Source organism: Nocardioides sp. Root240 (genome assembly GCF_001428825.1).
Classification (GTDB): domain Bacteria; phylum Actinomycetota; class Actinomycetes; order Propionibacteriales; family Nocardioidaceae; genus Nocardioides.
In genome coordinates this window covers 1-12,501 of sequence record NZ_LMIT01000011.1, presented here as the reverse complement: position 1 = coordinate 12,501, position 12,501 = coordinate 1, and the positions used below count along the sequence as shown (strand labels likewise).

9 protein-coding genes are annotated in these 12,501 nt (G+C 65.8%); 5 read left to right on the top strand and 4 right to left on the bottom strand.

From position 1 onward, the window contains the following. Positions 1 to 6 precede the first annotated feature (6 nt). Positions 7 to 2,253, top strand: a complete 2,247-nt coding sequence (locus ASE20_RS14105) for an MMPL family transporter (RefSeq protein WP_056895222.1) — start codon at positions 7 to 9, stop codon at positions 2,251 to 2,253. Continuing rightward, positions 2,250 to 3,326 carry a peptidyl-prolyl cis-trans isomerase gene (locus ASE20_RS14100; RefSeq protein WP_082612422.1) on the top strand — a complete coding sequence of 359 codons (1,077 nt, stop codon included), beginning with the start codon at positions 2,250 to 2,252 and terminating at the stop codon, positions 3,324 to 3,326. Before ASE20_RS14105 ends, ASE20_RS14100 begins: the two co-directional genes overlap by 4 nt. A gap of 117 nt (positions 3,327 to 3,443) precedes the next feature. On the opposite strand, the gene ASE20_RS14095 is transcribed toward ASE20_RS14100, so the two are convergent. Beyond that, entirely contained in the window at positions 3,444 to 4,025 is a 582-nt protein-coding gene (locus ASE20_RS14095) for a TetR/AcrR family transcriptional regulator (protein WP_225869069.1), read from the bottom strand. A gap of 177 nt (positions 4,026 to 4,202) precedes the next feature. Then, positions 4,203 to 4,805: a TetR/AcrR family transcriptional regulator gene (locus ASE20_RS14090; RefSeq protein WP_082612421.1), complete on the bottom strand. Its 603-nt coding sequence runs from the start codon at positions 4,803 to 4,805 to the stop codon at positions 4,203 to 4,205. A gap of 245 nt (positions 4,806 to 5,050) precedes the next feature. On the opposite strand from ASE20_RS14090, the gene ASE20_RS14085 reads away from it, so the two are divergent. Together ASE20_RS14085 and ASE20_RS14080 are read left to right on the top strand one after the other, a co-directional pair. Then, complete coding sequence (locus tag ASE20_RS14085) at positions 5,051 to 6,703, top strand: class I adenylate-forming enzyme family protein (protein WP_056895218.1); 1,653 nt, start codon at positions 5,051 to 5,053, stop codon at positions 6,701 to 6,703. Positions 6,704 to 6,734: 31 nt separating this feature from the next. Continuing rightward, the gene (locus ASE20_RS14080) at positions 6,735 to 7,691 is read left to right on the top strand and encodes a quinone oxidoreductase family protein (protein ID WP_056895217.1); all 957 of its coding nucleotides are present in this window, start codon (positions 6,735 to 6,737) and stop codon (positions 7,689 to 7,691) included. A gap of 215 nt (positions 7,692 to 7,906) precedes the next feature. Here ASE20_RS14080 and ASE20_RS14075 read toward each other — a convergent pair whose 3' ends face one another. Together ASE20_RS14075 and ASE20_RS14070 are read right to left on the bottom strand one after the other, a co-directional pair. Then, the gene (locus ASE20_RS14075; protein WP_082612420.1) at positions 7,907 to 9,352 is read right to left on the bottom strand and encodes an aldehyde dehydrogenase family protein; all 1,446 of its coding nucleotides are present in this window, start codon (positions 9,350 to 9,352) and stop codon (positions 7,907 to 7,909) included. 63 nt (positions 9,353 to 9,415) lie between these two features. After that, on the bottom strand, positions 9,416 to 10,711 hold the full coding sequence (locus tag ASE20_RS14070) for an oxygenase MpaB family protein (protein ID WP_056895216.1): 1,296 nt from the start codon (positions 10,709 to 10,711) through the stop codon (positions 9,416 to 9,418). A 216-nt stretch (positions 10,712 to 10,927) separates the two neighbouring features. Between ASE20_RS14070 and ASE20_RS14065 the strand changes: the two genes are divergently transcribed. Next, positions 10,928 to 12,085: an acyl-CoA dehydrogenase family protein gene (locus ASE20_RS14065; protein WP_056895215.1), complete on the top strand. Its 1,158-nt coding sequence runs from the start codon at positions 10,928 to 10,930 to the stop codon at positions 12,083 to 12,085. Positions 12,086 to 12,501 lie beyond the last annotated feature (416 nt).

Sequence of the window (12,501 nt, the reverse complement as noted above, 5' to 3'; positions counted from 1 at the left end):
CTCCGCGTGGAGCTCGACACGAGCACCGCATCCTTTCTGCCGTCGGGCGATCCTGTCGAGAAGGCCCTGGCAGCGAAGTCTGATGACTTCGGCGGGGACCCCGTGGTCGTCCTCCTGGAGACGAAGGCGCCGCGGGTCCTGTTCACGGACCAGGAACAACTCGTCCGGTTGATCGGGCTCGAAGGGAAGCTCGCGGACCTTCCTGATGTCGCGGCGGTCTACGGACCGGGAACAGTCCTCAACCAGACGGCGGGTGCGGCGCAGGACATGCTCGCGCAGATCTCCGGGCGACGAGACGGCTACCGCAACGAGGTGATGGCGGCGGCGCGGAAAAAAGGGCTCACCGATGCCCAGGTCAAGAGGCTCGGCGAGGCTGCGCTGGCGAGGTTCGATGAACGCTACGGAAGCCTCATGGTCCAGGGGCTACCGGCCGGACTGCCCACGGTCAAGAACCCGCGGTTCGTCCAGACCCTCCTCTTTGATCCCGAGACCCTGAAGGCCCGACCGCAGTGGCGCTTCCTGGCTCCCCGAGGAACCACGGTCGCGATCCTTGTCCGGCCGCGCGCCAGCCTCGACGCGGAGGCGACCTCCCAGCTGGTCGACGGTGTTCGCAGGACCGTCAAGGAGGCTGATCTCGAGATCGAACGCACCACGATCACCGGCTCGCCGGCTGTCGCTGCCGGTCTCGCTGACCGCGGACGAGCCGAGCTGCCTGTCCTGGGCGCGGTAGCCATCGCCGCGGTCAGCCTCGTCTTCTTCCTCAGCGGATGGACACAGCGCAGGCGGGCACTTCTACGCCCGATCGCGTCCGCGCTCATCGGTACGGCGGCGACGCTTGCGGCCTTCGGGTGGGCTGGTCAAACCGTGTCGCTGGGCGTGGTGGCCTTCCTGCCCATCCTGATCGGCATCGGCAGTGACTTCCCGCTGTATTGGTCACGGGGGATCGCCGACCGAGCTGTGCTCGTCGCTGCGACGGCTGCCGCTGTGGGCTTCTCGTCCCTGGCCCTGTCACCACTGCCGTTCGTGCGTGAACTCGGTGTCGCCCTTGCGATCGGACTCGTCTTCACGGTCGCCGCTGCCGCCCTCGCGCGCAAGGTGTTCGGTCCGGTTCCCGGGCCAGCTGGTCGCTCCTTGGTCATGGCGCGGCGCGGTCGTTGGTCGACGCGTGCCCGTATCGGTGCCGCATGCATCGTGGCGCTCTCGGGTGTGATCGGTTGGATCGCCCTCGCGCAGATGGACGTTGAAGCCCAACCGGACCGACTCGCGGCTGGTCTTCCGGAGCTGCAGGACGCTGCTCACGCAGAGGAGATTCTCGGTTCGTCCGGCGAGGTCAGTGTGGTCGTGGCCAGTGCCAAGGTCACCGACCCTGATGTCCTGGCATGGACGAAGAAGGTGCAGGAGAGGATCGTCACCGATCTGGGTGACCGCGTCCACCCCGTGCTCAGCGCAGCCGACCTGCTCCGCTTCGTGGGCGACCACCCGTCAGCGGATCAGGTCGACGCCGCTGTGGCGGCCATTCCGCCGTACCTGTCGTCGGCAGTGATCAAGTCCGACCGATCAGAGGCCCTGCTGGTGCTCGGCGTCGAGTTCGACGATGTGGACGAGCTGGGCGAGCTTCTTGATGACTTGCGATCCGCGCTCGTCGAGCCGCCGGAGGGGGTCACGGTGCAGGCCGTCGGGCTTCCCGTGTCAGCCGCCCGCGGCCTCGAACTGGTCAGTGAGAGCCGGTTGGTGATCAACCTCGCGGGGATCGGTGCTGCCGGATTCGTGATCCTCGTGGGACTCAGGTCACGGCGCGATGCAGCTCGAACGGTTCTGACGATCGCTGTGGCCACCGGTTGGGTGGCATTGATCGCGTCGGCTTCGGCCGGCTCGCTCAACCCGCTCACCGTCGCGGTTGGCTCTCTCGTCACGGCGACGGGCAGTGAGTTCGCCATCCTGCTGCGCCGTGGACGTGACCCCCGCACCGTCGCCACCGCGGCGCTTGCCGGCACGGTCGGCTACCTCACCCTGGCCCTGTCCGAGCTGGCAGTCCTCCGGGACTTCGGCCTCCTGCTGGCCGTGAGCGTTGTCTGCTCCTTTGCCGCCGCCTACGTCGTCGACGGAATCTGCGGCGGCGCAGACGAGCGAGACAGTGCGCCGGGGACGAGCCCGGTAGCGCAACGCGCACCCATGGCCCTCGCGGTGCGCGGAAACGGGGGCTCTCGCGACGACCATGATGGACCAGCAACGAAGGACGAGGAACTGCCATGACCGGGTCGCTCACAGCACGGGTTCGTCGGGTGACGGGCCACAGACGAGGTCTGCTGGCCGCTGCCGTGCTCGCTCTCGCGGTCGGAGCTGCGGCCGCTGTGTGGGTGGTGCGGGCTGACGACCTCCCTGACGATGCCGCGTTCCGCTACAAGGACCAGGTGGTGACCAAGGGGGAGTTGGACGACCGGTTGCAGGTGCTCGAGGCCCTCTACGGCGTGCAGCGTCCCGAGAACTCGAAGGCCGAGGACGAGTTCAACCGAGATGCCGCCAAGTCGATGGTCGTCAGTCTGCTCCTGGCAGACGAGGCTGCTGAGCGCGACATCGTCGTGTCGGACAAGGAGGCCCAGACCGAGCTCGACAAGCTCATCGATCAGCAGTTGACCGGAGGCCGCGACGCCTTCGTGGACTTCCTGTCGACCAGCGGCATTGCCGAACGAGATGTGCTCGACGAGATTCGCGCGCAGCTCGCCACGTCGCGACTGGTCGACGACGTGACGTCCGACGTGCCCCGGGCGACAGAGGCAGATGCCCGACAGACCTATGACGAACACCGCGACGAGATGGTGACGCCGGAAGGCCGCGACATCGTCAACGTCGTCGTGGCGACGCGATCAGACGCAGATCGGGTACAGCGTCTCGCTGCTGCCGGGGGAGAGCTGGGGCCTCTGGTGCGCACCTGGTCCCTCGATGGCAGCACCCGCGACACAGGCGGCAAGCTCGGAGTCGTCACGGAGGCGCAGCTCGAGAGTGACTACGCAAAGGTCGCCTTCGCTGCGAAGAAGGGTGACGTCTTCGGGCCGGTGAAGACGGCCTCTGGTTGGAACGTCGGGCAGGTGGTCGACATCGTGCCGTCCAGACCGGTCACCTTCAAGGACGTGGTTGACGAGATTCGGGAGCGCCTCACGGCCGAGGACAAGTTGACGACGTGGCGGAAGTTTCTCGAGGACGTACTTGCTCGTGGCGATGTGGAGTACGCCGCAGCGTTCATGCCGGATGACCCGACGGCGCCGCCAGCGGAAGCGACCTCCGTGCCATCCGACGGATCCTCGTCCGAAGTGCCGTCGAGCAACTGACTCGGCTGGACCCCGCAGGCCCTTCGCCCATCGAGGCGAAGAGAGCGATTCCTGGAGCACGGCAGCAGTCACAGCTGCTGGGCGACCCGGCCATCGTGCCCGCAGCCGTCGACAGGCTCAGGACGTGGTGACGAGACCCGCGATGATGAACCGTCGCACGTAGAGGCGGCGCTCCTCGTCGTCGGGGCACAGCACGTCAGGGTGGAACAGCAGCCAGAACTTCTGGTAGGTCAGCCAGCGCACAGTTGCGGCGAAGTCCAGATCGGGCCGCAGCACGCCGGCGGCCTCGTACCGTTCGAGGATCGGGAACCAGATTGCTTCTCGAGTCTGCATCAGCGTCTCGGAACGGAAGATCATCTCGGCCAGCCGAGGGGCCATGCTCTGCTCACTGGACTCGTCGAACCACGGGTAGTGGCGGGCAAGCTCGAGCTCGGTCATGAACACGTCGAGAAGGTTGTCCGGCGAAGGTGGCCGGTCAACGACGGGGACCATCCTGGGAGCCTGGTTCTCCAGCATCTCCCGCACGTACATGGCGATCAGCAATTCATCACGGCTCGAGAAATGCTTGTAGACGGTCTGCCGAGCGATACCCGCTCCGCGAGCCACGTCCTCCATGCCGAATTTCGCCAAGGTGAAGCGGCGGAGGACCTCTGGCGCAACCTCGAGGATGCGCTCACGCGTCGCTGTGCTGCTGCTCATGGTCACCCGGCGATCTCGTCACTCAAGCTCTTGGTTGACAAACTCCGTCGTTCGTCGTCTGTCATCCAAGTATGCCAGACCTGAGCGTTGCTGAGAACGCTGAGAACATGCGCGATCCGGGCTGGGGATTGGGCTCGGACCGTGGTCGTCGCCGACCGGCTGTGCTCAGGGCTGTGCTCAGGCCTGGAGGATGCCGCTGAGCATGAAGTGACTGACGTAAACCTCGAGTTCGGCGTCGTTCTTTGCCAAGACCTCGGGGTGGGTGATCAACCAGAACTGTTGATACGTGATCCAGCGGACGATCTGGCGGTGGTCGAGGTCGGGTCGAAGGACCCCGGCGTCCGCATACTTGCCCAGGATGGGGAGCCAGATCTCCTCGAGCGCCTCCAGGATGACGGGGATCCCGAAGATGAGTTCAGCCATCCGGGGCGCAATCTGTGGGTCCAGCACCGGATCGATCAACGGGAACTGGCGACCGACGTCGAGCTGAGCCATGAACAGCTCGACAAGTCGCCGCTTCGTGGCCTTGTGGCGAGCCAGGTCGCGCATCAGGGGTCCGTGCTTGGCCCGCAGCTCCGCTGCGATGATCTCGGCCACCAGCTCGTCCTTGCTGCGGAAGTGCTTGTAGACCGTTTGGCGGGCAATGCCGGTCGCGCGAGCCACGTCCTCCATGGAGAGCTTGGCGATCGTGAAACGCGGCAGAAGCTCCGCGGCGGCCTCCATGATGCGCGCGCGGGTATCCACGTCAGAGCGACCGCGTGTCACTTGCGCCTTCGCCATCGTTCCTCTTTCGGCTGTTGCGAGCGGGGGGATTGACTCCCGTGTGACGCAAGTCTACGTGGAGCGCGGACCGGGTCGCCGCCCCTCTTCTCATGGGTTTACAGAGGCGACACAAGACAGGTATCGTCATCTGTCAGGCCAATCGTGACGAAAGGTGCCGCCGTGGGCGCTCCCCTCCAAGACCTCCGAATGCTCGCCATCCGCGACGTCCGCCCCACCGGCTACAGCCGCCAGGACGTCGCGGCATGACCGCCGAGCTTCAGGACGCGTGGCCCGGACGACTGCCCCGCACACTTGACTACCCAGCCGTGCCGGTAGGTGAACTGCTGCGCGGCGCATGCTCTCGTTACGGCCAGCGAACTGCGCTCCACCACGGGGACGACGGCCTGACGTACACGCAGCTCTGGGAGAAGGCGTGTGCCTTCGCTCAGTCCCTGGTCGCGCGTGGGATCGGACGCGGCGACACCGTGACCCTCCACATGCCCAACTGTCTCGAGTATGCGGTCGCCTATTACGGCACGCTGCTGTCCGGCGCGACCTTCTCCCCGGCGAACCCACTGCTCCCGAGCGCGCCGCTCGTCAAGCAGTTGGCAGATGCCGGAACCGTAGCGGTCGTCACGCACGCTCGATCAGCTGTCGCAGCGAGAGATGCGGTCAACGATCACGTCAGGCTCATTGTCGTCGTGGACGGTGAGCCCAGCGCCGGAGAAGTGTCCTTCGAGTCGATGGTGGCAGAGAGTGCAGCGGAGCCCCCGCCCGTTGGCTTCGACGTCGCGGGGAACCTCGCGCACATCTCGTACACCGGTGGCACCACCGGCCTCTCCAAGGGTGTCGAGCTGACTCACGCCAACGTGGTCAGCAACGTTCTTCAGTACGTGGGTTGGAATCACGGCGCTGTTCCTTTTGTGTCCGTCGACGGGCGGGTGACGGTTGATCAGATCGGTGATTCCGCTGACTGGCCGGTGCGCCTGGGAACCGGGGTGATCATCAACCTCACGCCCTGGTTCCACGCGATGGGTTGTATCGGATCGCTCACCGTGCCGCTCGTCGCGGGGGTCTCGATCGTTCTTCACGACCGCTTCGACCCGGCTGCCTATCTCGAGGATGCCGAGCGGTGGCGTGTCTCCTCGATGAGCGGTGCGCCTGCCATGTTCGCAGCGCTCATCGCCGAGCCGACCTTCATCACGCGAGACCTCGGTTCGGTTCGGGCGCTCAGCTCGGGTGGGGGCCCCCTGCCGCACGATCACCTCCGACTCCTGACCGAGCGCTTCCCCGATGTCGTTGTGTGTGAGGGATACGGCTTGACGGAGGCGACGATGGGAGTGGCCTCCAATCCCACCGCCCGATCGGCAACGCAGAAGCCGGGCACTGTCGGGCTACCCGTTTTCGACACCGAGCTCCGGCTCGTTGATCCGACGACCGGTGAACCGAGTGCGCCGGGCCGAGCTGGTGAAGTGTGCGTGCGCGGACCTCAGGTGATGCGTGGCTACCGCAACCGCCCGCAAGAGACGGTCGAAACCCTGAAGGACGGGTGGCTCCACACGGGCGACATGGGCGTCTTCGACAGCGACGGCTACCTCACGATCGTCGATCGGCTCAAAGACATGCTGATCTACAAGGGCTACAACGTGTACCCGCGCGAGATCGAGGAGCTGCTGATCGCGCAACCGTCCGTGCGGGCCGCAGCTGTCGTCGGTCGGCCAGATGCCGAGGTTGGTGAGCGCCCTGTCGCCTTTGTCGTGCCCAACGGAGAGTTCGACGCAGAGGAGGTCACCGCTGCTGTCAACGAGCAACTGCTGCCCTACAAGCGGATCCGGGAGGTCGTCGTCGTCGACCAGATTCCTGTCTCGGCTGCCGGCAAGGTTCTGAAGCGCGACCTCCGCGACCAGCTCACCTGACATTTCCGGAGAGATAGAGAGACGATTTCCTGTGCTGGCTGCCTTCGTCGAAGAGTTCGACCCTCGCGACCCCCTCCTTGCTCTGCGCGTCGGCGAGCGGCCCGAGCCGACCCCGCCCCCCGGCTGGACGACCATCAAGGTCAAGGCGGCATCGATCAACCACCACGATGTCTGGTCGCTCCGGGGCGTCGGCATCAGTGCAGAGTCGCTACCGATGATCCTGGGTTGTGATGCGGCGGGTGTCACTCCCGACGGGGAGGAGGTTGTCGTGCACGCCGTGGTCGCAGACCCGGTCGGTTCGAAGGCCCCTGGTAGGGCGTCCGTTCTGTCCGAGCGGCACCAGGGCACCTTTGCCGAGACGCTGGTGGTGCCCATCGCGAATCTCGTTCCCAAGCCCGCTGGCCTTTCGTTCGCGGAAGCTGCCTGTCTTCCCACAGCCTGGCTGACGGCGTACAACATGCTCTTCCGGCAGGCTGACCTGTCGCCCGGAGACACCGTGCTGGTACAGGGAGCCAGCGGCGGCCTGTCGACTGCACTGCTCTCCCTGGGATCGGCGGCCGGCCTGAGGATGTGGGCCACCGGACGAACCGAAACAGGACGGGAACATGCCGTCCATTCAGGCGCCGCAGCTGCGTTCGCGCCTGGAGAGCGCGTACCGGCGAAGGTGGACGCCGTGATGGAGTCGGTCGGCGCGGCCACCTGGGAGCACTCGCTCAAAGCAGTTCGTCCCGAGGGCACCGTCGTGGTCGCGGGTGCGACGTCCGGCTACGTGGCTCAAACAGAGCTGGCGCGCATCTTCGCGAACAGGCTGCGAATCGTCGGCACCGCGATGGGGTCCATGCCCGACTTTCGCCGGCTGCTGGCGTTCTGCGACCTCCAAGGCGTGAAGCCGCAGATCCACGCTTCCTATCCACTCAGCGACGCTCGCCGCGCCTTCGCGGCAGTCATCGACGGAGACGTCAACGGCAAGGTCGTCCTTCAGCCCTGACGAGCTCCGCTCGCCCCTCGTCTCCGGGCCTCGTTCAGGACTGACCTCCTGAGCGAGGCCCGGTCTCCATTGGCACGAGTCTCGTCAGCGAGCTCGAGACTGCCGGCCGGCCGCCGGCTGTGACTTGGACTCCAAGCCCGAGGCGGCGCGGTCCCCGAAAATCGGCTTGGGGCTCACACGGTCGGTGTGAGCCCCAAGCGGGTGTGACGTGAGGGTCAGAGCACCTTGCGGATGATGCGCGCCTTGGCCTCGGTGTGGGGTGGGTAGAGCAACGGGACGTCGGGGCGGGTCCAGGTTCGCACCACGGGCTTGAGGTGGGAGAAGGTGTCGAAGCCCCACTTGCCGTGGTAGGACCCCATCCCGCTGTTGCCGACGCCGCCGAAGGGCAGCTGCGGGGACAGGCAGTGGAGGAGTGCGTGGTTGATGACGATGCCCCCGGCGCTGAGCTGCTCCACGACCTGCTCGTGGTCGTGGCGACTCGCGCTGAAGAGGTACGCCGCGAGTGGCTTGGGTCCTCGCTTGACGTAGGCAATGGCAGCATTCAGCGAGTCAACGGTGATCACGGGCAGGATCGGGCCGAAGATCTCGTCGCTCATGACTGCCGACTCCGCCGACGGGTCGAGAATGACGGTCTGGTCGATCAGGCACCTTTCCTCGTCCGTACCGCCGCCGGTCACGACAGTCCCGCCGTGATCGTCGCGGAGCAGGCCCACGAGGCGCTCGTACTGTCGCCGGTTGATGATGGGTTGACCGTCGGGACGATCCTCGGTGAACGACTTCACCGTGGCCAGGAGCTTGTCGAGGAAGGGCTTCTGAACGGCACGTTCGACGATGACGTAGTCCGTCGTGATGCAGGTCTGTCCGGAATTGGTGAGCTTCGACCAGACGATGCGCCTCGCTGCGACATCGAGGTCGGCGTTGGCGGTCACGATCGCTGGGGACTTGCCGCCGAGCTCGAGGGTCACCGGCGTGAGGGTGGCTGCCGCCGCTTCCATGATCTTCTTCCCCGTCTGAGGAGAGCCGGTGAAGAGGCAGTGGTCGAATCCTTGGGCAAGCAGCTCCTGGGTCACCTCGACGCCTCCCTCGACGACGGCGACGGCGTCAGGATCGAGATACTTCTCGAGGAGCTCCTTGATGGTGCGTGAGGATGCCGGCGCCAGTTCGGAAGGCTTGACGACGACGGTGTTGCCGGCAGCGAGGGCGCCGGCAAGCGGCCCGAGGGTGAGGTAGAACGGGAAGTTCCAGGCGCCGATCACCAGCACGGTGCCGAGCGGTTCGCGCTCGATGAAGCCGCGACTCGGCCACGTCGCGAAGGGGAGGAGATGACGCTCGCGACGGGCCCACTTCCGGAAGTTCTTCAGCGAGTCGCGAACCTCGATACGCGTGGTCGCGACGTCGGCCGACCATGCAGCTCCCGGAAAGCGGTCCAGGTCCTCTGCCAGTGCCTTGGCGATCGCGGCCTCTTCGGCCTCCAGCATCTCTAGGAACCTCTTGAGCTGGCGCTCGCGCCAGGCGAAGCCACGCGTGCGGCCCGTCGCGAAGGTGTCGCGGAGGCGCGCGACCGTCTTGGCCGGTGGTTCCTGCGCGCTCAGGTCGGGCGCTGGTGGGTCGACGAGCACCTGCCCGGCAGGGCGCATGGTCGCGGGGAGGTCTGCGGACATGGTTCTCAACTTCCTGTGGTTCGGGTGCGGCGGTGCAATGCCGAGATCTCTGTCGGGCTCCGGTCAGCGGTGCGAGCGCATTGCCGCTGCCGACCGGTCCGAGTTCGCGGCGAGTCGTGCAACGACGTCGTCGGCCGCCGCCACCTCGGTGTCGCCGTCATGCAGCTGGATCGCGACGCCGAACTCGTCGAGCGCGTCGAGCGCCGCTCGCTCGGGGTCGTAGCCAGGCCGCCGGCGGTTGATCCAGTCGTAGGTGCCGACGATGGGACGCATGATCGGGACGGCGACGCGCAGGCGGTTGTTCGGGATGTCCAGCTGCTCGCAGATCTCGTCACCTGCCCAGCCCCGCATGAGGCCGTAGGTGAGCTGTCGCTTCTGGTCCGGGCTGAGTCGCTTGTCGAGGAAAGGGGGCAGGACCTCGTATCCCTCGATCGTCTCCTCGCACATGTAATCCGACAGCGACTTCATGAGCGTCCGGCAACCGTCGTCGGCGGGATGCTCGACCATCCGGATGATGTCTGACTTTCGGCGAAGGTCAGACCAGCCGGTGAAGTTGATGTCTTCGGGGATGCCCATGACGTGTCCGATGTAACGCCACAGGGCGACGATGTCGTCGATCTCCTGTGCGGTGTACTTGATCCCGACCTTCTGCAGCGCCTTGATCACCGACTCGCTGAAGAGTGTGCCCATCGTGTAGACGGCTGATCCGTTGTCGACAGAGATGCCCCAGTCGTTCCAGTCCCAGTTCTTGTCGCGGCTGCAGTGGTACCGGACGGCCGCGTGGATGTACCTGACCTCCATCGTCATGCGGAATCCGTCACCGTTGCGGCGCATGCCGTCGGGCTTCGAGGCGTTGGCTGCCCATCGCAGCGTTTCGATGAGGCGTCGGCCCACCTGGTCGCGATCGATGAGGCGGCGGCTGAGGACGAGTTCACGCGATCCGCCGTAGGTCCGGAAGCCGGCACCGATGGCGGCGTACGCCAGAGCCATGATCACGAGTTTGCCCGGACGCCAGTACGCGGTGCTTCCCCGCCGGAGCTGGTTCCAGTCGACCCAGTCCGGAACGGCGTCGACATGGTTGAAGAGTTCGATGAGCTCATCGGGTGCGGAGTCGACGGCGTCGATGCCCTTGTTGATCGCCTGCATCCAGGCGTCTCGCCCGAGGCTTTCGCGCTTCATTGCGGCAAAGGCGCGGTAGCCGAGCTCGTCGCCGATGTTGAAGTGATCTGTGAGGTGATTGACGGGCCCGCGGCCGAACTTTCCGACGGCCTGCTCGTAGTTGACCGTCCGACCGAGGTTTCGTCCTGCCGGCAGATCGGCCGGAACATCGGTGACGGCTTCGGTCGAGATGAGAGTCATGGGTTCCTCCGAGTGTCGCCTGTGCTCCAGGTCACAGGTCTCGTGTAATGGATAGGTTACAGGTTCTGTAATCTGTCGCGCAATGGTCGATGTGACGAGGCCGACTGGGCGGCCAGGGGCTCGTGAGCGGCCTGTGGCGCACCGCGCGCAAAGACGCTACGCTCGCTGGCGACGAATGACAGATCGCGTCATTTGTCTACTCTCGAAGGAGCCGGGATGCGAAGCAAGATCTACGACGACGACCATGATTCGTTCCGATCGATGGTCGCCGACTTCATCGCCAAGGAGGTCGCCCCGCACCACGATGCGTGGGAGGCGCAGGGACAGGTACCCCGCGACTTCTACGGCCGGCTCGGCGAACTCGGAATCCTTGGAATGCAGGTGCCCGAGGAGTACGGCGGCGGCGGCGAGCGGAGCTTCAAGTACAACGCCATCGTGATCGAGGAGGCAGCGGCGGCCGGGGTCACCTTCGGCGGCTACTCGGTGCACACCAACCTGATCCTGCCCTACCTCATGGAGCTGGCGAGCGACGAGCAGAAGGAGCGATGGCTGCCGGGCTTCGCCACTGGCGAGAAGATGTTCGCGATTGCCATGACCGAGCCCGGGACCGGTTCGGACCTGGCGAACATCGCTACCAAGGCCACTCTGTCCGACGATGGAACGCACTACGTCCTGAACGGCGCCAAGACCTTCATCACTGGTGGCGCACAGGCTGACGTCGTCCTGGTGGTGTGTCGCACGCAGGCCTTCGACCCGAATGATCGCCGGGCCGGACTCACCATCCTGTGCGTCGACACGAAGTCCGACGGCTTCGCTGTCGGCAAGAAGCTTCCGAAGATCGGGCAGAAGGCTTCTGACACGGCCGAGCTGTTCTTCGCTGACGTGAAAGTTCCGGTCGAGGACGTGCTCGGCGAGGCTGGGCGAGGCTTCTACTACCTGGGGCACAACCTTCCGCAGGAACGTCTGACGATCGCGCTGGGCGGCGCGGCCACGGCAGAGGCGGCAATCGCCTTCGCGACGGCCTACACCCAGGATCGAACGGTCTTCGGCCAGAGCGTGGCCTCGTTCCAGAACACCAAGTTCGTGCTCGCTGAATGTTCCGCGGAGGCGACTGCGGCGCGGCTCATGGCTGACGCCGCCCTCGTCGCCCTCGACGAAGGGACTCTCTCCATCGCCGACGCGGCCCGCGCCAAGCTCTTCTGCACTGAAGTGGCCGGACGGGTCATCGACAAATGCCTTCAGCTCCACGGCGGCTACGGCTACATCACCGAGTACCCGATTGCGCGCCTCTACGCGGACTCCCGCGTCACTCGCATCTACGGCGGTACCAGCGAGGTCATGAAGACGATCATCGCCAAGGACCTGGGCCTGTAGCCGCTTGCCTGAACGGGTGACGGTGGCGGCGGCGGAGAGGGGTGCCGCCACCGTGCCCCCGATCGAGCACGCCCGCTCCGCCGGGAGCATCAGAGTGGGACGACCGAGCGACGCAAATGCTGCTGCGTTCCTGAGGACCCCTTTCCCAACGGCGGTCGTGACGCTTGGCAGGTTCGCCGCACGATTTGGGGCCGGGCGAGCGGTCCGCGCCTCGGTGGATGCGACGAGACGCGTCTGCTGGACGCTTACCCCCGGCGTACCCCCACGGTGCAATCACTGCCGTTTCATGCGTTGATTCCACGCCTGCGCAGGCGTGAATCCGACCAGCCAAAGTCCAGAAAGCCATTCGCAATGTGAATCGCCCCGGGTCTGATGGAGGCTCTCAATCCATGGAGGATGAGAGTCATGGCAGCACC